19 protein-coding genes and 2 riboswitches are annotated in these 17,944 nt (G+C 66.5%); of the genes, 16 read left to right on the forward strand and 3 right to left on the reverse strand.

Annotated features, from left to right (window positions below; genetic code table 11):
• Positions 1-154: 154 nt before the first annotated feature.
• From RDU83_01740 to RDU83_01770, 7 genes are all read left to right on the forward strand, one after another.
• Positions 155-1,711 carry an ABC transporter substrate-binding protein gene (locus tag RDU83_01740; protein ID MDQ7839733.1) on the forward strand — a complete coding sequence of 519 codons (1,557 nt, stop codon included), beginning with the start codon at positions 155-157 and terminating at the stop codon, positions 1,709-1,711.
• 69 nt (positions 1,712-1,780) lie between these two features.
• Positions 1,781-1,882, forward strand: a riboswitch (SAM riboswitch).
• Between the two features lie 84 nt (positions 1,883-1,966).
• A complete protein-coding gene (locus RDU83_01745) occupies positions 1,967-3,256 on the forward strand; it encodes an O-acetylhomoserine aminocarboxypropyltransferase/cysteine synthase (GenBank protein ID MDQ7839734.1) in 1,290 nt (429 codons plus the stop codon).
• A 62-nt stretch (positions 3,257-3,318) separates the two neighbouring features.
• Positions 3,319-4,245 carry a homoserine O-succinyltransferase gene (gene metA / locus RDU83_01750; protein MDQ7839735.1) on the forward strand — a complete coding sequence of 309 codons (927 nt, stop codon included), beginning with the start codon at positions 3,319-3,321 and terminating at the stop codon, positions 4,243-4,245.
• A 231-nt stretch (positions 4,246-4,476) separates the two neighbouring features.
• Positions 4,477-5,919 carry a proline--tRNA ligase gene (proS, locus tag RDU83_01755; GenBank protein MDQ7839736.1) on the forward strand — a complete coding sequence of 481 codons (1,443 nt, stop codon included), beginning with the start codon at positions 4,477-4,479 and terminating at the stop codon, positions 5,917-5,919.
• A 31-nt stretch (positions 5,920-5,950) separates the two neighbouring features.
• Positions 5,951-6,736 (forward strand): 3'-5' exonuclease, encoded by a 786-nt coding sequence (locus RDU83_01760; protein ID MDQ7839737.1) that lies wholly within the window; start codon positions 5,951-5,953, stop codon positions 6,734-6,736.
• Positions 6,737-6,743: 7 nt separating this feature from the next.
• A complete protein-coding gene (locus tag RDU83_01765; GenBank protein MDQ7839738.1) occupies positions 6,744-7,217 on the forward strand; it encodes a YbaK/EbsC family protein in 474 nt (157 codons plus the stop codon).
• A gap of 22 nt (positions 7,218-7,239) precedes the next feature.
• Entirely contained in the window at positions 7,240-8,574 is a 1,335-nt protein-coding gene (locus RDU83_01770; protein MDQ7839739.1) for a M20/M25/M40 family metallo-hydrolase, read from the forward strand.
• On the opposite strand, the gene RDU83_01775 is transcribed toward RDU83_01770, so the two are convergent.
• Positions 8,467-9,117, reverse strand: a complete 651-nt coding sequence (locus tag RDU83_01775; protein ID MDQ7839740.1) for a hypothetical protein — start codon at positions 9,115-9,117, stop codon at positions 8,467-8,469. The genes RDU83_01770 and RDU83_01775 overlap by 108 nt on opposite strands.
• A 107-nt stretch (positions 9,118-9,224) precedes the next feature.
• Positions 9,225-9,372: riboswitch (FMN riboswitch) on the forward strand.
• Between the two features lie 129 nt (positions 9,373-9,501).
• Between RDU83_01775 and ribD the strand changes: the two genes are divergently transcribed.
• The 9 genes from ribD to RDU83_01820 all read left to right on the forward strand — a co-directional run bounded on the left by ribD (position 9,502) and on the right by RDU83_01820 (position 16,942).
• Positions 9,502-10,623, forward strand: a complete 1,122-nt coding sequence (ribD, locus tag RDU83_01780; protein MDQ7839741.1) for a bifunctional diaminohydroxyphosphoribosylaminopyrimidine deaminase/5-amino-6-(5-phosphoribosylamino)uracil reductase RibD — start codon at positions 9,502-9,504, stop codon at positions 10,621-10,623.
• The gene (locus tag RDU83_01785; GenBank protein ID MDQ7839742.1) at positions 10,605-11,216 is read left to right on the forward strand and encodes a riboflavin synthase; all 612 of its coding nucleotides are present in this window, start codon (positions 10,605-10,607) and stop codon (positions 11,214-11,216) included. The genes ribD and RDU83_01785 overlap by 19 nt, the downstream gene beginning before the upstream one ends.
• Positions 11,204-12,442, forward strand: coding sequence for a bifunctional 3,4-dihydroxy-2-butanone-4-phosphate synthase/GTP cyclohydrolase II (locus RDU83_01790; GenBank protein ID MDQ7839743.1), 1,239 nt, complete (start codon positions 11,204-11,206; stop codon positions 12,440-12,442). Before RDU83_01785 ends, RDU83_01790 begins: the two co-directional genes overlap by 13 nt.
• Positions 12,443-12,481: 39 nt before the next feature.
• Positions 12,482-13,009: a 6,7-dimethyl-8-ribityllumazine synthase gene (ribH, locus tag RDU83_01795; protein ID MDQ7839744.1), complete on the forward strand. Its 528-nt coding sequence runs from the start codon at positions 12,482-12,484 to the stop codon at positions 13,007-13,009.
• Positions 13,006-14,637 (forward strand): amidohydrolase, encoded by a 1,632-nt coding sequence (locus RDU83_01800; GenBank protein MDQ7839745.1) that lies wholly within the window; start codon positions 13,006-13,008, stop codon positions 14,635-14,637. The genes ribH and RDU83_01800 overlap by 4 nt, the downstream gene beginning before the upstream one ends.
• Positions 14,638-14,719: 82 nt before the next feature.
• On the forward strand, positions 14,720-15,334 hold the full coding sequence (locus tag RDU83_01805; protein ID MDQ7839746.1) for a superoxide dismutase: 615 nt from the start codon (positions 14,720-14,722) through the stop codon (positions 15,332-15,334).
• 50 nt (positions 15,335-15,384) lie between these two features.
• On the forward strand, positions 15,385-15,939 hold the full coding sequence (locus RDU83_01810) for a sigma-70 family RNA polymerase sigma factor (protein MDQ7839747.1): 555 nt from the start codon (positions 15,385-15,387) through the stop codon (positions 15,937-15,939).
• Entirely contained in the window at positions 15,936-16,442 is a 507-nt protein-coding gene (locus RDU83_01815) for a zf-HC2 domain-containing protein (GenBank protein MDQ7839748.1), read from the forward strand. The genes RDU83_01810 and RDU83_01815 overlap by 4 nt, the downstream gene beginning before the upstream one ends.
• A gap of 5 nt (positions 16,443-16,447) precedes the next feature.
• Positions 16,448-16,942: a hypothetical protein gene (locus RDU83_01820; protein MDQ7839749.1), complete on the forward strand. Its 495-nt coding sequence runs from the start codon at positions 16,448-16,450 to the stop codon at positions 16,940-16,942.
• Here RDU83_01820 and RDU83_01825 read toward each other — a convergent pair.
• Positions 16,939-17,412: a Zn-ribbon domain-containing OB-fold protein gene (locus tag RDU83_01825; protein MDQ7839750.1), complete on the reverse strand. Its 474-nt coding sequence runs from the start codon at positions 17,410-17,412 to the stop codon at positions 16,939-16,941. The genes RDU83_01820 and RDU83_01825 overlap by 4 nt on opposite strands.
• A 2-nt stretch (positions 17,413-17,414) precedes the next feature.
• The gene (locus RDU83_01830; protein MDQ7839751.1) at positions 17,415-17,930 is read right to left on the reverse strand and encodes a Zn-ribbon domain-containing OB-fold protein; all 516 of its coding nucleotides are present in this window, start codon (positions 17,928-17,930) and stop codon (positions 17,415-17,417) included.
• Positions 17,931-17,944: the final 14 nt, after the last annotated feature.

Here is a 17,944-nt window from a genome sequence, read left to right on the forward strand (position 1 = left end):
CATCGCGCGGACGGGTGAGCGGCGGCGCCGGGTCACGCCTCCGGTAACCAGCCCCCAACCTAGCAGGGCCGCATGCGGGCCGTCAACAAGGTGCACTTGTCCACGTGGCAAAAACAGCGTACTTTAGGGTAACACCTGCAGAGGAGGTAGGATATTGACACGCTTGGCGCTTCGCATCTTCGTGCTGGCGCTCGTCGTCACGCTGGTGGCGATTCCGACCACCCCCACAGGGGCGCAGCAGCCCCGCCGCGGAGGGGTTCTTCGCATGGCGCACATCGGTGAGCCGCCCACCCTGGACCTGCACACGACCACGGCGCTCATCGTCCAGGACATCATGCTGCACGTCTACGAGGGGCTCTTCACGTTGAACAGCGGGTTTGCGCCGAAGCCGATGCTGGTTGACACCTGGAAGATCAGCCCGAACCGGTTGACCTACACGTTCAATCTGCGCAAGGGCGTGCGCTTCCACCACGGCCGGGAATTGAACGGCGACGATGTGGTGGTTTCGCTCTCGCGTTGGGGTCGACTGTCCACGCGCGGCCGGGCGCTGTTCGCGGTGACCCAGTCGCTGTCTACGCCGGACGCCCACACCATCGTGCTCAGACTCAAGGAACCCTACGGGCTGGTCCTGGTGGACCTGGCCTTAGCGCTGCAGGGGGCGGTCATCTATCCTAAGGAGGTCATCGAGGAGGCCGGGGCAGGACCCGTTCGCCGCTTCATCGGTACCGGACCATACCGATTCGTCGAGTACGCACCCGACCGGCACGTACGGCTCGATCGGTTCGACGGGTACAGCGCGCGGAGTGAGGAGCCCGATGGGTTCGCGGGCCGCAAGGTGGCATACTTCGACTCGATTTACATCGTGCCCGTTCCCGATGTAGCCGTCCGCATCGCCGGCGTCACGCGCGGCGAGTTCCAGTTCGCCGAGAGCGTGCCCCAGGATGACTTCACAAGGCTGCAGGGCGATCCCAACCTGGTGCCCTTTGTCCCGCCGGTGCCGCTGTGGCTGACCACCGTGTTCAACAAGCGGTCCGGTCCGTTTGTCAACCCCAAGATGCGGCAGGCATGGCTGGCAGCCCTGGACATGGAAGCGATCATGCGCGGGACGTTCGGCAACCCGAAGTTCTGGCGTCTGGATCCGGCGCTGCTCCCGAAGCCGCACTACATGTGGACCGACGTCGGCAAGGAGCGGTACAACCAGAAGAACACCGAGCGGGCGCGCCAGCTCCTGACCGAGGCGGGGTACCGCGGCGAGCCGATCAAGTGGATGACCACCATGGAGTACCAGGCCTACGGGATTTCGGCCCAGATCGCCAAGCCGATGTTGGAGCGGGCGGGTTTCGTGTTCGACTTCCAGGTGGTGGACTGGGCGACGCTGATCTCGCGTCGGGCGCGGCCGGAGCTTTGGGACGCGCTCAACACAGCGCAGCTCACCTTCCCTGACCCCACGCAGGTGCTGGTGCTCAGCTCGACCTGGCCGGGTTGGTACGAGAGCCGCGACATGCAGGCGATGATGACGCTGCTCGCCCGGCACACCGACCCGAAGGTCCGCATGGATATCTGGAAGCGCGCGCAGCGACTGTTTTGGGAGGACGTGCCGGCTATCAAGTACGGCGACTACTTCCCACTGCACCTGCACCGGAAGGAGCTGAAGGGTTACACCGGACAGCCCGGGCACGCATTCTGGAACGTGTGGTGGGAGGGGCGATAGGGCACCAACCTGAGGTTCGATTGACGCGTTTGTGAGCGCGTGCTATTATCGCGCCTAACTGAATAGCTGCTCTTATCAAGAGTGGGTGAGGGACGGGCCCGATGACCCCCGGCAACCTGCCAGTCAGGTAAGGTGCCAACCCCCGCGGGAACTAGTTCCGGCGGATAAGAGGGATGAACCCCCTCCAAGAGCAGGAAGTGGAGGGGTTTTTTGCTGCGGCCATCTGCCGGCCAATCGAAAGGGGCTGCTAGCATCATGACACTTGGCGAGAAAGGACGGCAGTTCGGCTTCAATACTCGCCAGCTTCATGCTGGGCAGGAGCCCGACCCAACGACGGGCTCACGCGCAGTGCCGATCTATCAGACCACCTCGTATGTCTTCAAGGACACGGACCATGCGGCCCGTCTCTTCGCCTTGGAGGAGTTCGGCAACATCTACACCCGCATCATGAACCCCACGAGCGATGTCTTTGAACGACGCGTCGCCGACCTGGAAGGCGGTGTTGGCGCGCTGGCGGCCAGTTCCGGTCACGCCGCCCAGACGCTTGCCATCCTGACGTTATGCGGCGCCGGAGACCACATTGTTTCCTCTTCGACGTTGTATGGCGGCACCTACAATCAGTTCGCCTACACGTTCCCACGGCTGGGAATCGATGCGACCTTTGTTGACCCCAAGGACCCCGAGAACTTCCAGCGCGCTATCCGTCCCAATACCAAGATTCTTTACGGTGAGACCCTGGGGAATCCGGGCATTGATGTCTTTCCGTTTGACGAAGTTGCAACAATCGCCCGTACACACCGCATCCCGCTGGTGATCGACAGCACCTTCGCGACCCCTTACCTGTGCCGCCCATTTGAGTGGGGAGCGAACATCGTGACGCACTCTACCACCAAGTTCATCGGCGGTCACGGGACGTCCATCGGCGGAATTGTTGTGGATGGGGGCAACTTCGACTGGGAGGCCAGCGGGCGCTTCCCGGGCTTCACGACGCCCGACCCCAGCTACCACGGCCTGAAGTACGCGGATTTGGGTGCGCCGGCGTTCATCTTGAAGGCGCGCGTGCAGATTCTGCGTGATATCGGGGCCTGCCAGGCTCCGATCAATTCGTGGCTGTTCCTGCAAGGGCTGGAGACGCTCAGTCTGCGCATGGAGCGGCACGTCAGGAACGCGGAACGGGTTGCCAAGTATCTGACACAGCACCCGAGGGTCAGTTGGGTCTCCTATCCCTCTCTGCCTGACAGCCCATACTATTCTGCTGCCCAGAAGTACCTGCCGAAGGGCGCCGGCGCGATCCTGGGTTTCGGCATCAAAGGCGGGATCGAGTCTGGCCGCAAGTTTATCAACAGTCTCAAACTGTTCAGCCACCTGGCCAATGTTGGCGACGCCAAGAGCCTTGCCATCCACCCCGCCAGCACGACCCACAGCCAGCTCACGCCTGAGCAGCAGGCATCGGCGGGAGTCACACCTGACTTCGTCCGGCTTAGTGTTGGACTGGAGGACATTGAGGACATTCTTTGGGATCTCGACCAGGCTTTGAATGCCTGAGCGCGTGCCATGCGCCCTTCTGCTCTACCGCCTAGTGGAAAGAGGGCGAGATGAGGTGGGCAATGCCAGTACGAATCTCTGACGACCTGCCGGCCAAGGACGTGCTGATGAGCGAGAACATCTTCGTGATGGAAGAGCGACGGGCCCTGCACCAAGATATCCGACCCCTCGAGATCGCCGTGCTCAACCTGATGCCGACAAAGATCGCCACCGAAACCCAGCTTCTCCGCCTGCTGGGAAACACGCCGCTGCAGATCAACATCACGCTCTTCTATCCCGACTCTTACCAGCCCAAGAACACTCCTGCAGAGCACCTGCTGGCCTTCTATCAGCCTTTCGCCCAGATACGTGAGCGCAAGTTTGACGGGTTGGTGATCACCGGTGCGCCCGTCGAGCATCTGCCGTTCGAGGAGGTTGACTACTGGCAGGAGTTGCAGGAGATCATGGACTGGTCACTCAGCCATGTATTTGCCGCGCTGCACATCTGCTGGGGAGCGCAGGCGGCACTGTACTATCACTACGGGATTCCCAAGCATCCCCTTCCCGTGAAGCAGTTTGGGGTCTTCGAACACTATGTGACCCGCCAGAACATCAAGCTGCTGCGTGGCTTTGACGACACATTCTACGCGCCGCATTCTCGCCATACCGAGGTGGAGAGCGAGGCCATTGCGCGGGTGTCAGATCTGGAGATCCTGTCTCAGTCGAGGGGCTCCGGGGTCTATCTAATCATCTCACGCGACGGCCATCAGGTATTCGTTCTAGGCCATCCGGAGTACGACTCGCTAACCCTACACGGGGAATACCAGCGCGATCTTCGGCGAGGGCTGCCGATTACAATCCCCAGGAACTACTACCAGGATGACGCCCCCGACCGGCCGCCGGTTGTTCGCTGGCGGGGGCACGCCAATCTGTTGTATTCGAATTGGTTGAACTACTACGTGTACCAGGAAACCCCATACGACCTACGCCGTATTCCGCACGGTTCGTAGGAGGAAAGCAGAGACCTTGCCCGCTGTTTCTGCGCCATGCTAGACTCACCGTACAGTTGGCGATGACGGGGCCAACCCACCCCTGAGCCGCGGCCGAGAAAGCCGCCGGGCGCGCCCGATAAACGCGGCAAGTGCCGGTCCTCCGCCGCAGGCGCCGGGCCGGAACAAGGGTGGTACCGCGGGAGCCTCCCGTCCCTTGGGGTGGGGGGCCATATCGTTTCAGGGGGATGTATGTCAACCGAGGGCCAGACGTTTGTCAAGGAGATTCCCAGCAAGTCCGAGCAGTTCTCGGACTGGTACACCGCCGTCGCCCTCAAGGCCGAGTTGGCCGACTACTCACCGGTGCGCGGGTGCATGGTCATCCGGCCCTACGGCTACGCGCTGTGGGAAGGCATCCAGCGCTGGTTGGACGAGCGGTTCAAGGCGACCGGTCACGTCAACGCCTACTTCCCGCTGTTCGTCCCTGAGTCGTTCCTCAAAAAGGAAGCCGAGCACGTTGAGGGATTCGCTCCCCAGGTCGCCTGGGTAACCCACGGCGGCGATGAGGAACTGGCCGAACGGCTGGCGGTGCGGCCGACCTCCGAGGCGATCATCCTGCCGATGTACGCCAAGTGGATCCAGTCGTACCGCGACCTGCCGGTGCTGCTGCTGCAGTGGAACAGCGTGGTGCGCTGGGAGAAGTCCACACGGCTGTTCCTGCGGACCAGCGAGTTCCTCTGGCACGAAGGGCACACGGCGCACGCCACGCTGGAGGAGGCCGACCAGGAGTGCCTGACAATCCTGGAGATCTACCGGCAGTTGCTCGAGGACGTGCTGGCCATCCCCGTCCTGGTGGGCCGCAAGTCGCCGACCGAGAAGTTCGCCGGTGCCGACTGGACCTACACGCTGGAGGCGTTGATGCCCGACCGCCAGGCCCTGCAGGTCGGAACCAGCCACTTCCTCGGCCAGAACTTCGCCAAGGCCTTCGGCGTGAAGTTCCTCGACCGCGACAACACCGAGAAGTTCGTCTGGTCCACCTCGTGGGCGGTCTCGACGCGCCTGATCGGCTCGCTCATCATGGCGCATGGCGACGACCGTGGGCTGGGCCTGCCGCCTCGCATCGCGCCGATCCAGGTTGTGATCGTTCCGATCCTCGGCAAGGGCAATGAGCGCGTCCTGGCCGCCGCCCGGGGGCTCGCGGATCGCCTGGGGAAGGTGGCGAGAGTGCGGCTGGACGACCGCGATGAGTACACGCCCGGCTGGAAGTTCAACGAATGGGAGATGCGGGGCGTGCCGCTCCGCCTGGAGATCGGGCCGCGGGACGTGGCAGCCGGCGCCGCGGTGATGGTGAAGCGGACCGGCGGCGGCAAGACGACCGTCGCGCAGGACGGCATCGAGCAGGTTGTGCTCGCGGCGCTGGAGGACGTGCAGAAGGACTACTTCGGCAGGGCCAAGGCGTTCATGGATGAGCACACGGTCTCCGCCGAGACGATTGAGCAGCTCGCGGAAGCGATCCGGGACCGGCGTGGGTTCGTGCGCACCGGGTGGTGCCAGGAGCAGGCGTGCGAGGACGCCATCCGCGAGAGGACAGGCGCCTCGCCGCGGGTCACCCCGCTGCACGACGCCCCGGAGGGGACCTGTCCGGCGTGTGGCAAACCCTCGACCGCAACTGTGTACTACGCGCGGGCGTACTGATGCCGACCGGTTGCGGCGGGTCACTCGGGCGATGAAGCACCTGGCCTTGCGCCGCCCGCTCGTCTTTCTCGACCTGGAGACCACGGGCGTCAACCCCGCTTCCGACCGCATCGTAGAGATTGGCCTGACAAAGGTCCATCCCGATGGCCGGCGTGAAACGCTGACCCGCCGAGTGAATCCAGGGATGCCGATTCCTCCCGCTTCCACCCGCATACACGGGATCACCGACACCGATGTGGCCGGAGTGCCGCGGTTTGCGCAGATCGCCGCCGAGGTGGTGGGTTTCATCGGAGACGCCGATCTGGCCGGTTTCAACGTCCAACGGTTCGACATTCCGGTGCTCCACCGCGAACTGGCGATGGCCGGCGCGCGCCTGGATATGGAGGGCCGCGCGGTCGTGGACGCGCAGGTGATCTTCCACCGAAAGGAACCGCGCGACCTGACCGCCGCCTTCAGGTACTACTGCGGCAGGGAGCTGGAGGGAGCCCACGGCGCCCAGGTGGACGTTGAGGCGTGCGTGGAGATCCTAGACGCCCAACTCGCGGCTTATCCCGACCTGCCGAGAGCCCCGCAGGAACTCGCAGACCTGTTCAACCCGCGCGATCCCAACGCGATAGATCCCGATGGAAAGTTCGTGTGGGAGCGCGGGGAAGCAGTCTTGATGTTCGGGCCGGACGGTGTGCGCGGCCGGTCCCTGCGCGATCTGGCGGAGAAGGATCGGGGGTTCCTGGAATGGATCCTGCGCAAGGAGTTCGGCCCGGAGGTCAAGGCGATCGTGCAGGAGGCGCTCCTGGGCCGGTTCCCGACCCGGCAGTAGGCCGGTGATGTCTTCCGCCACCGATCGCGTGCACCAGGCGCTATCTGCACTGGGCCTCTCCGTGCAGATACAGGAGTTCCCGCAGGGAACGCGCACGGCGCAGGATGCGGCCGGCGCGATCGGCACCACGCTCGGCCAGATCGTGAAGTCCCTGGTGTTCCTGGCGGACGGGCTGCCGGTGCTGGTCCTGGCCTCGGGCAAGAACAGGGTAGATGCGGGGAAGCTCGCCCGCGCCGCCGGTGCTGCGCGGATCGAACGCGCCGACGCCGAGCGGGTCCGCGCGGCCACCGGGTTTGCGATCGGCGGCGTCCCACCCGTGGGGCACGCCACGCCGCTGGAAACGTACATAGACGAAGACCTGCTCGCGTACGAGATCGTCTACGCGGCGGCCGGCACGCCGAATGCGATCTTCCCCATCACCCCGCCCGATTTGGTGAGGGTGACCGGCGGCCGGATCGCGGAGCTTGCCCCGCCGCAGTAGCCGAAACAGAAGAGGTGACCGGATGCACTTCCTGCGTCGTCGCGTCGTTTCGATCCTGCTCGTGCTCGCCGTCTGTGCGCTTGCACCCGCGCCGGCCATGGGGCAGCCGGCGGCGCCGTCGGGCGAGGCGGCGTTTGCGCACGTGCAGCACCTCGCAGGCGTGATCGGGCCCCGACCCACTGGGACGCCATCCGAGCGTCAGGCCGCGGAGTACCTGGCAGCGCAGTTCCGCCAGTTCGGGTATCAGGTAGACCTCCATTCGTTCCGGTTCCCGTACTTCGAGGCACGGCGGGTCGAGCTGCAGCAGTTGGGCGCGGCCTCCCGTCCGGTACCTGCCATGGCGTTCTTCTACTCAGCGCCCAGCGCGCCCGGAGGCCTCGAGGCCGACGTCGTGCACGTCGGGTTGGGCCGGCCGTTGGACTACGAGGGGCGGCAGGTTACAGGTGCGATCGCGCTGGTGGCCCGCGGCTCGATCACCTTCGGCGATAAAGCGACCAACGCGGCTGCGCGCGGCGCTGTGGCAGTGGTGATCTACAACAACCAGCCCGAAGGAATCATGGCAGGGGTGCTGACCCAACCATCGCGTATTCCGGCCGTGGCGATTTCCAACGAAGACGGCGTCCGCCTGATCGAGGCGGCGCAGCAGGGGCGTCTCCGTGTCCGCCTGCTCGTGGACGCGGTGCTCGAGACGCGCTCTACCGTAAACGTTGTGGCCACCAAGCGGGGCGTGGCGCGACCAGAGGAGATCATAGTGGTCGGGGCTCACTATGACTCGGTGCCGGGTAGTCCCGGCGCCAACGACAACGCGTCCGGGGTTGCGGTCGTGCTCGAGGCGGCGCGCGTGCTTGCCGGTACGCCCACCCCGCGCACCGTACAGTTCGTCCTGTTCGCGGCAGAGGAGCTGGGCCTGTTCGGATCGGTCGCGTTCGCGGACGAGCGCCGGAGGGGCGTCGTTGCCATGATCAACATAGACATGGTGGGATGGGGGAGCACCCTGATGGCGGGCAGCTCGCCGGGACGCGACGAGGCCATGGTGAACGCCGCGATCGAGGTGGCGCGGGCGCTTGGGATCTCCGCCAGCCGGTTCCGGATGGCGGGCAGCGATCATGCCAGCTTCGAGCGGGTGGGGATCCCCGCCGTCCTCCTGCACCGCGGGGTGGATCCGCACTACCACCGACCGACCGACCTGCCGGCCATCGTGGATCCAAGGAACCTGGAGGAAGCGGCCCGATTGGTTGTGGGGATGCTGCTACATCCAGCGCTCCCGTCCGCGGTAGTAGACCGCCGGCGCATCGGGGTGGCGGCGCCGGAACTCCCTATATTGCCGCAGCAGGTGCCGGTAGCGCGCGTCGGATGAACGCAGCGGCATGTGCGGAGCGACAATCAGGTGGCGCTCCAGCTTCCACATGTTGCGCCGGTTGAACCGCCAGTCGTAGTCTCCCAGGTCGCGGAGGTCTACCAGTGAGTAGCCGGTGAGCCGTCCGGTGAAGTCCACATAGGGGTCGTAGTAGCTCCACACAAGGTCGCGGATTGACCGAAAGACCGGTCTGCGCCCGTGCAACCCGGCGTCCCGGGATCGTGCCACGGCGCCCCACCGTCCGCGCCGCCTGAAGACGAAGAGCACGTGATCCAGGTTGTCCTGCGACTCCAGGCTCACCACGAGCGGTGGGTATCCATGTTGTTCCATGATCACCGCCGCCACCAGCGCCGACTCCATGCAGTGCGACTCACCCTCGCGGATCACCTCGCGGAACGACCGCAGGGTGGCTCCGACGCGGTGGTGGTTGTAGCGCACGGCATTGAGGAACCGCTGGACCTGCCGGGGCGTGCGGTGGGTTTCGATGATGGCCTTCTCGCGGGGTAGGAAAGCGGTCCGCGGCGGTGGGGCGGCGTGCTTCATGGCTCGTGTATTTCGCATACAAGCAGACGGATGCCTTCCTGACGCGGCGGTTTGTGTTGCCCGGGACCTCGTTCGGTGGTAAACTGTACTTGTAGTTCAATCGAATAGCAGGCCTTCAGGGCAGGGTGAGCCGGCGCGTAAGTGCCGGCAATTCCCGATCGGCGGTACAGCCCGCGAGCCCGGCTGAACAAGCAGCCAGGCAGATCCGGTGAGACTCCGGGGCCGACGGTATAGTCCGGATGGAAGAAGGTCAGAAGGGGAACCCGGGATTCGGTAGCCGGGACCGACGGCCCGCTATGTGTGAGCCGCGGCCTCCAGCCCGAACCCCCGTTCCACTACACCTGCGCCCGGAGGTCTCTGGACCCCGGGCGTGAGCGTTTGTCCATGGAAACGCACCACGACAACAACAGGATGATGCAGCAGGCCCTCCGGCTCGCGCGGCGGGCGGCGGGTCGCACCAGTCCGAACCCGCTGGTCGGAGCGGTCATCGCATCCGGCGGCGTGGTGGTCGGCCGCGGCCATCATGCCAGGGCCGGGACCGATCACGCCGAGATCGTTGCCCTTCGCAGGGCGGGCAACCGCGCCCGCGGCGCCACCCTCTACGTGAACCTCGAACCGTGCGCTCACACCGGGCGCACCGGTCCCTGCACCGAGGCGCTGATTGATGCTGGCATCCGCCGCGTCGTGGCCGCCATGCGCGATCCCGATCCCCGGGTGGACGGCAGGGGTATCGCGCGGCTGCGTGAAGCCGGCATCGAGGTGGAAGTCGGCCTGCTCGAGGACCAGGCCCAGCGGCTGAACGAGCCCTACGTCAAGCACCGCCGGACCGGAATGCCTTTCGTAACGCTCAAGTGGGCGATGAGTCTGGACGGCAAGATCGGCGCTGATCGCAGGAGCGCGACCGCGCTCACCGGCGAAGCGGCGCGGCAGTACGCGCACTCCCTGCGCAACACCCACGACGCGGTGCTGGTGGGAGTGCAGACCGTACTGGCCGACGATCCCCAACTGACGTGCAGGCTGAGCGGCGGCCGCAATCCGCTGCGCGTGGTCCTGGACTCGCGACTGCGCACCCCACTGGAGGCGCGCGTGGTCGCGGGCATGGCCGAAGCGCCGACCCTGATTGCCACGACGGCAGCGGCACCCCCTGCTCAGGTCGAGGCGATGAGGCGGGCCGGCGTGGAGGTGCTCGTTTTAGATCAGGCGCCGCAGGGAGTGGACCTGCGCGCTCTCATGGAGGAGTTGGGGCGTCGGGGGGTGCTCAGCGTCCTGGTTGAGGGCGGCGGAACCGTGAACGCCTCCGCGCTTGCCGCCGGCGTCGTTGACAAGGTGATCGCACTCGTGGCGCCTCGACTGATCGGTGGATCCCTGGCAGCTACCCCGGTGGACGGCCCTGGACTCGCGGGCGTCTCCGGGGCCGTACGGCTGTCGGAGGTGCGCACTCGGAGGCTGGGAGAGGACATATCAATCGAAGGGAAGGTGGAAGCTCGATGTTCACAGGCCTGGTAGAAGAGCTCGGCAAGATCCAAAGCATTACCGGTAACGCCGATGGTGTGCGCCTGAAGGTGCGGGCAGGAGCGGTGCTCGACGGCGCTCGCGTAGGGGAGAGTATCGCCGTCAGCGGCGTGTGTCTGACGATCGTGGACCTCGAGGGCCGGTCGTTCGCGGCCGACGTGGTGGCCGAAACGCTGCGGCGGACCACGCTGGGCGGGCTGCAACCGGGGGATCCGGTGGACCTGGAGCGGCCGCTGCGATTTGACCAGCGCCTGGGAGGACACATAGTCCAGGGACACGTGGACGGTGTGGGCACGATCACCTCGATCAAGCCGGAGGGCGAGGGCGTGTGGATGGAGATTGCGCCGCCGCCGGCGCTCATGCGCTACCTGGTGGAGAAAGGCTCCGTCGCCGTGAACGGTGTCAGTCTCACCGCCGCAGCGATCACGGACGCACCTGGGTTTGCGATTGCGCTGATACCGCACACCCTGGCCGTAACGACGTTGGGGCATTGGGGCGTGGGCGGCCGGGTGAACATCGAGGTGGACATCCTGGCCAAGCACGTGGAAAAGCTGCTGGAAGGGGTGGCGGGGCGGTGGACGACCTGACAGGCAAGGCGGCGTTCCCGCAGGCCTCGGTGGCCGAAGCGGTTGAGGAGCTACGCGCCGGGCGGATGCTCGTGGTCGTGGACGACGAAGACCGCGAGAACGAGGGCGACCTCATCATGGCCGCCGAGTTCGCTACGCCCGAGGCGATAAACTTCATGATGATGCACGCGCGCGGACTGATCTGTGCGCCGCTCACCCCCGAGCGGTGCGATGAACTGCGGATTCCCATCATGGTGACCGAGAACACCTCCCAACACGGGACCGCGTTCACGGTTTCGGTGGACGCGCGCCGCGGCGGGACCGGCACCTCAGCACACGATCGTGCGCTGACGATTCGGCTGCTGGCCGGAGCCGAAGGGGACGGCAACACAAGCCCCGACGACCTGGCCCGCCCGGGACACGTCTTTCCCCTGCGTTCAGCTCCGGGGGGCGTGCTGCGCCGCGCCGGGCACACCGAGACAGTGATTGACCTGACCCGCCTGGCCGGGCTGAAACCGGCTGGGGTGATCTGCGAGATCGTGGGTGAGGACGGGGCCATGGCGCGCTTCCCGGAGCTGCGCGAGTTTGCGGCCCGCCACGGCCTTAAGATGCTGACGGTTAGAGAGTTGATCCGGCACCGGCTGCGGCACGATCCCTTCGTGCGGCGGGAAGGGCAGACCCGCCTGCCCACCGCAATCGGGGAGTTCTCCGCCGTGGTATACGAGAACACGCTCGACGGCTCGCACCACCTGGCGCTGGTTAAGGGTATCCTAGACGACGGTGCGCCGCCACTGGTGCGGGTGCAATCGGAGTGCCTGACCGGCGAGGTCTTCGGATCACTGCGGTGCGACTGCCGCGAGCAGTTGCAGACGGCAATGCGGGCGGTTGAGCGCGAGGGGCGCGGCGCGATCGTCTACATCAGGCAGGAAGGCCGCGACATCGGGCTGGGTAACAAGATCAAGGCCTACGCGCTCCAGGACCAGGGCGCGGACACCGTGGAGGCCAACGAGCTGTTGGGATTCCCGCCGGATCCGCGCGACTACGGCGTAGGCGCGCAGATCCTGGCCGATCTCGGGTTGAAGCGCATACGGCTGCTGACCAACAATCCTCAGAAGCGCGCGGGCCTCGAAGGGTACGGCATTCAAGTCGTGGAACGCGTGCCGCTGGAAACCACACCCACCAGCGAGAACTATGCCTACCTCAAGACCAAGCGCCACCGCCTCGGGCACCTCCTCAGCATCGAGTGAGGGATGGCCGGGTCTGGTGATGGAAGGGTGATGATCCAAATGGGAACGACCTTTCGCGGCGGAGGCGACGCCGCCGGGCTGGCCTTCGCGGTAGTGGTCAGCCGGTACAACGAACCGATCACGCAGCGCCTGCTCGATGGGGCATTGGAGGTTCTGACGGCGCAGGGGGCGACGCGTGTGGACGTGGCCTGGGTGCCCGGCGCGCTGGAAATCCCCCTGGTCGCCCGACGCATGGCCGAGGCGTCGGCCAAGGTGCCGGGGGAGGCGTCCGGGGAGGACGGCGCCGGGCGGCGCAGTGCGCGCCGTTACGATGCCGTCATCTGCCTGGGATGCGTCATCAAGGGAGACACGCTGCACTTCGACCTGGTGGCCCAACAGGCCGCGGCAGGGATCGCCAGGGTCTCGCTGGAGACCGGTGTTCCGGTGATCAACGAGGTGCTGGCGGTGTTTGAACCCGAGCAGGCCGCCTCTCGCGCCGGAGGCAGGGTTAACCTCGGAGCCGATGCCGCCCACGCGGCCATCCAGATGGCCAACCTGATGCGGGAACTGGAGGCATCCGACAGATGACCGTCACGATATTCGCGCCCGCGGACGTGCGGCCCGACGGCGGACCGGTATCGCGGGGAGGCGCCTTGGCCGTCGCCGGCGGCCGCGTGCTGGCCGTCGGAGGCGCCGCCGAAGTGGCCGCCGCTTTCCCCCGTGCGCGTCGCGTGGACCTTGGGGGGCTGCCGGTCTTCCCCGGGCTCATTGATGCGCACCTCCACCTCATCGGCTACGGTTTCAGCCTGCTCGAGGTGGAACTGCGCGAAGCCGGGTCGCCCGGGGAAGCCGCCCGGCTCGTCTCTGCCGCGGCCGCACGCCTGCCGGCGGATGCCTGGGTGTTGGGGCGGGGGTGGGACAAGAACACGTGGCCCGAAGATCGCTTTCCCTCGCGAGGGGATCTCGATCCGGCCACGGCCGGCCGGCCCGCGGTGATGGCGAGCAAGGACGGCCACCTGCTCTGGGTCAACTCAGCGGCCCTGCGGGCGGCCGGGATCACGCGCGATACTCCTGACCCGCCTGGAGGCGTGGTAGGCCGTGATACCGCGGGCGAGCCCGACGGCATCCTCAAGGAAGAAGCCGCCGCGCTTGTAAGGCGGGTCGTGCCGCCTCCGACTCCCGGGATGCGTGAGCGGGCCGCGCTGGAGGCAGTCGCCGATCTTCACCGCTTTGGGATTACCGGAGTGCACGCCTTCACGGGCACCACGACCGAGGGCCCCGAGGGCTTCGCGACGCTCCAACGCCTGCATGCGCGTGGCGATCTGGGTGTACGCGTTGTCGCGACCCTGCCCGACCGGCACCTGGAGGCCGCCGCGGCCTGTGGGATGCGCACGGGCCTGGGCGATGAGATGCTGCGCGTTGGGCCGGTCAAGATCTTCGCCGACGGTGCCCTGGGATCGCAGACCGCCAGCATGCTTGCGCCCTATGACGGCCAGCCGGGCAACCTGGGAGTGCAGGTGCGGTCGCCCGCCGAGCTGGACCATCTGGTGGCCCGCGCGATCGATGCCGGGCTGTGGACCGCGATCCATGCCATAGGCGACCGCGCCAACAGAGAAGTCCTCGACGTCTTCGAGCGCCACCAGGCCGCATCGCAGCGCCTGGGAGCCCGCCACCGCATAGAGCACGTGCAGCTCCTGCACCCGGACGATCTGCCGCGACTCGCACGGATCGGCGTGGTGGCCTCGATGCAGCCGATCCATGCCACGGAAGATCGCGAGATCGCCGAGCGCTACTGGGGACCGCGCGCACGGTGGGCCTATGCATGGCGAGCGATCACCGCCAGCGGCGCGGCCCTGGCTTTCGGATCGGACGCGCCGGTGGAGACGCCGGATCCGTGGCGGGGGATGTACGCGGCGGTCACCCGTCGTCGCGAGCACGGGCGCGAGCACGGGAAGGACCGCAGCGCATGGTATCCAGAGGAGTGCATCCCTCTGGAGGAAGCCATCCGTGCCTACACCACCGGTGCCGCCTACGCCGCCGGGACCGAGGGGTGGCAGGGGGCACTTCGTCCCGGGAGCGCGGCCGACTTCATTGTGCTCGACCGCGACCCGTACGCGGGCCCGCCCGAGGAGTTGTTGCAGGTCAGGGTGCTGGCGACCGTGGTTGGCGGCCGTCTTATGCACGCGGCCGGCGCACTTGATGGGGTGATGGGGTAGCGGGCATACACAAGGTGGGCACCGCGTTTCACCTTGTGCAGGTACAGAGTACCGGCGCTGCGCGCCAGAAGGGGTGAGCAAGATGGCATATCCAAAGTACGAGCCCAAGAAGTTCCGCTCGTTTGACGTAGAGCTGGACGGCATCTCGAAGAAGACCATGGAGGAGCATTACAAGCTCTATCAGGGTTACGTCAACAAGGCCAACGAGATCCACGATAAGCTCGCCGCCCTCGACAAGGACCCGGCCAAGGCCAACCCTACCTTCTCCGAGATCCGCGAGCTCAAGGTCGAGCTTACGCGGGCCGTCGGCGGCGTGAAGAACCACGAGATCTACTTCTCTCACCTGGGTGTTGGGGGCGGGAAGCCGTCGGGCAAGTTGCTCAGCATGATCGAGCGGGACTTCGGCAGCTTCGAGGACTGGCAGCGCGATCTGAAGGCCACCGCGATCGCGGCCCGAGGCTGGGCCTGGACCGCGTTTGACTGGGACACGATGCGGCTGTTCAACTACATCGGGGATGAGCAGAATACCTTCCCGATCTGGAATGCGACGGTCGTTGTCGCGCTGGACGTCTTCGAGCACGCGTACTACCTGGACTACCAGACCGCGAAGGCGGCGTACGTGGACGCGTTCTTCCGCAACCTGGACTGGGCGGCGGTGGCGGACCGGGCGAAGGTGGTGCTGGAGGCGGTCCAGTAAACCTAAGGTGCCATTCCGACCGTCACACAATGGGTACAGAGGGGGCGGGCGTGGACGCTGAGGACCGGCAACTGCTCCGGGCTTTCGCGCGCGGGGAGGAGAGCGCCTTCACGGCGCTCGTGATCAAGTACCGGGAGAGCGTCTACCGCGTGGCGCGCCGCATGCTCGGCAGTCACGAGGACGCCGCGGACGTCGCCCAGGAAGTGTTCATCCGCGCGCACCGGGCGTTGCCGCGATTCGACGGCCGGTCGCAACTCTACACCTGGCTGTACCGCATTACGGTCAATCTCTGCCTGGACCTGCGCGGCCGGTCCTCCAGGTTGCCCCTGCTTGACGACGAGGACGGCGCGCGCGATCGCAGCGGTATCCCGGCCGCGGAGGACGAGGCCGAGGGCCGGGAGGCCGGACGTCTGGTGGCGCGCGCCGTTGCCCAACTGCCACCGCGCCAGCGGGCGATGGCCGTCCTGCGGCTCTACCAGGATCTGCCCTACCAGGAGATCGCCCGCATCATGGGCTGCTCCGAGGGCACGGTGAAGGCAACGATGTTCGCGGCGCTGCGCAAGCTGCGCCGCGCGCTGGTCGAGGAGGGCGTCCGCGCCCCATGACGGACCGCTGCGCAGAGGTGCTGGAGCGCCTGGTCGAAGGGGTGACCGGGACGGTGCCGCCGGACGAACGCGTCGACGTCGCCGGCCATCTGGCTTCGTGCGCCCGCTGCCGCGACGAGGCAGTCTCGCTGGAAGCCGTTGCTTCGCGCCTGCGTGCCGGGGGCAGGTTTGTCGCGCCGCCCGGTTTCTGGGAGGAGTTCATGCGGCGGATTGCCGACCGCATCGAGGAGGAGAGGGTGCCGGCAGGCGCCCGCCTCCGGCGGTGGCTGGCTTCCCCGCGCCACGCGCTGGGCACGGCCGTGGTTACCGCGGTCACGGTGCTGGCGGTCTTCGCGGCGGTCCGGACCATCCCGCCCCCGCCTGATCCCGTATTGATTCGCGCGCGCGGGCTGGTGACCGCAACGATGACTTCCAGTCTTCCCTCACTGGGCGAGATGCTCGATATCTGGCGCGCCGGGCTGGCTCACGAAACCGACGCGGTCGTGGACCGAAGGACGAGGTAGTGAGAGTGGCCGCCTTGCGCCGCCTTGCGCCCGCGCTCCTGGTCGTGATGATGGCGCTGGCTCTGCCCGCGGTAGGGCAGGAGCCGCCGCCGCCGCGGGGAGAGCGGATCATCGAGGCGATCTTCATATGGCGCCTGGTGGACGAGCTCGATCTCACGGAGGGGCAGATCACCCGAATACTGCCCCGACTCAAGGCGCTCAAAGCCATCCGGATGGAGATGGGCCGGCGGGTACCGTTGCTGCGGCGGGAGATCCGGCAGCTTTCCGCGCAGCAGCCCCGTGACGAGGAGGCCATACGGGTCAAGGTCTCCGAGCTCAACCTGCTGCGCACCGAGATGGAGTCGGGCAGGCGGCGCCAGCTTCAGATGATCACCGCCGCGCTCACCCCTGAACAGCAGGCCAAGTTCGCGTTGATTCAAGAAACCTTCGAGATGGACACCCTCCGGCTGCTGGAGGAGATGCGCCGCATCGTGGAGGAGCAGCCGCCACCCCGCCGTTAGCCCAGCGGTCGGAAGTGCGCGATGTCCAGGATCGAGCCCGTCCGGTCCTCCGCGGGCCTGAAGGCGGCCTCCACGCGCAGGCCGATATTCGCATCGGCCGCATCCACGCCGCTAAGTCGGTGGTAGAGTACGGTATCGGCGCCGTCCAGTCGTACCAGCGCCATCAACAAGGGAGGGTCGAGGAGGGTTCCATCCAGGTCCAGGTGCACCACCGTTACCGCCTCTACGGTGCCCGATGGCCCCACCTCTATCCAATCCGTCAGCTCGTCGAAGCACCGCTCACAGAACAGCTTTCCCGGCACATAGGTCAGGTTGCACCGTCCGCAGCGGGTTCCCAGGATGCGGGCTTCGTCCTTCATTGCGCGGAAGAACCGCTCGCCTGCCGGGCCGAGGGTGTAGCGGCTGGCTACGGGCATGCTCCCATGCCAGGTCCGGAGATCGTCCGCGTGCAGCGTGGGATCAAGCGGCATGGTTATCCTCTCCTCAGCGGCTTGAAGTACCGAATGTCGGTGATGGCGCCCTGGCGCGCCCGCTCGGGCTTCCACACCGCACGGACCCGCATACCGATGTGCACCCGGTCCGGGGCGACCCCGCCCATCAGGTGCATGATGCCCGCGGGCGGCGACGTGCCGTCCAGGTCAATCACCGCGGGGATCAGTGGTTCGGCGATCCGCTTCACGTCCCAGGTGACATAGCACAGCGAGAAGGTGTTCACGGTTCCGACGTCTGAGAGGGGCACGAAGGCGTCCATCGGGGCGAAGCACTGCTCGCAGAACGCGCGCGGCGGCACGACCGTGCGCTCGCACCGGGTGCATCGGACCCCTAGGATCACGCCTGCCTTCAGGCCATCGAGGTACAGGCCGACGGCCAAGCCCGCATCCCAGGCATAGTCGGCCCGGAGCCGGTCGTGGACGGAGAGCACGCGTCCCTGCTCGATATCCTCTTCGCTGAGGGCGGTGCCCGGGTAGGACGCAATCCGCTGGGTCATCTCCTCACCCCTCG

This window comes from bacterium, assembly GCA_031082185.1.
In the GTDB taxonomy this organism is placed as follows: Bacteria; Sysuimicrobiota; Sysuimicrobiia; order Sysuimicrobiales; family Humicultoraceae; genus VGFA01.

Coding starts and splice junctions, on each gene's coding strand:
- RDU83_01745 (MDQ7839734.1), top strand. CDS start 1,967: ATGACACTTGGCGAGAAAGGACGGCAGTTCGGCTTCAATACTCGCCAG.
- metA (MDQ7839735.1), top strand. CDS start 3,319: ATGCCAGTACGAATCTCTGACGACCTGCCGGCCAAGGACGTGCTGATG.
- proS (MDQ7839736.1), top strand. CDS start 4,477: ATGTCAACCGAGGGCCAGACGTTTGTCAAGGAGATTCCCAGCAAGTCC.
- RDU83_01760 (MDQ7839737.1), top strand. CDS start 5,951: ATGAAGCACCTGGCCTTGCGCCGCCCGCTCGTCTTTCTCGACCTGGAG.
- RDU83_01765 (MDQ7839738.1), top strand. CDS start 6,744: ATGTCTTCCGCCACCGATCGCGTGCACCAGGCGCTATCTGCACTGGGC.
- RDU83_01770 (MDQ7839739.1), top strand. CDS start 7,240: ATGCACTTCCTGCGTCGTCGCGTCGTTTCGATCCTGCTCGTGCTCGCC.
- RDU83_01775 (MDQ7839740.1), bottom strand. CDS start 9,117: ATGAAGCACGCCGCCCCACCGCCGCGGACCGCTTTCCTACCCCGCGAG.
- ribD (MDQ7839741.1), top strand. CDS start 9,502: ATGGAAACGCACCACGACAACAACAGGATGATGCAGCAGGCCCTCCGG.
- RDU83_01785 (MDQ7839742.1), top strand. CDS start 10,605: ATGTTCACAGGCCTGGTAGAAGAGCTCGGCAAGATCCAAAGCATTACC.
- ribH (MDQ7839744.1), top strand. CDS start 12,482: ATGGGAACGACCTTTCGCGGCGGAGGCGACGCCGCCGGGCTGGCCTTC.
- RDU83_01800 (MDQ7839745.1), top strand. CDS start 13,006: ATGACCGTCACGATATTCGCGCCCGCGGACGTGCGGCCCGACGGCGGA.
- RDU83_01805 (MDQ7839746.1), top strand. CDS start 14,720: ATGGCATATCCAAAGTACGAGCCCAAGAAGTTCCGCTCGTTTGACGTA.
- RDU83_01815 (MDQ7839748.1), top strand. CDS start 15,936: ATGACGGACCGCTGCGCAGAGGTGCTGGAGCGCCTGGTCGAAGGGGTG.
- RDU83_01825 (MDQ7839750.1), bottom strand. CDS start 17,412: ATGCCGCTTGATCCCACGCTGCACGCGGACGATCTCCGGACCTGGCAT.
- RDU83_01830 (MDQ7839751.1), bottom strand. CDS start 17,930: ATGACCCAGCGGATTGCGTCCTACCCGGGCACCGCCCTCAGCGAAGAG.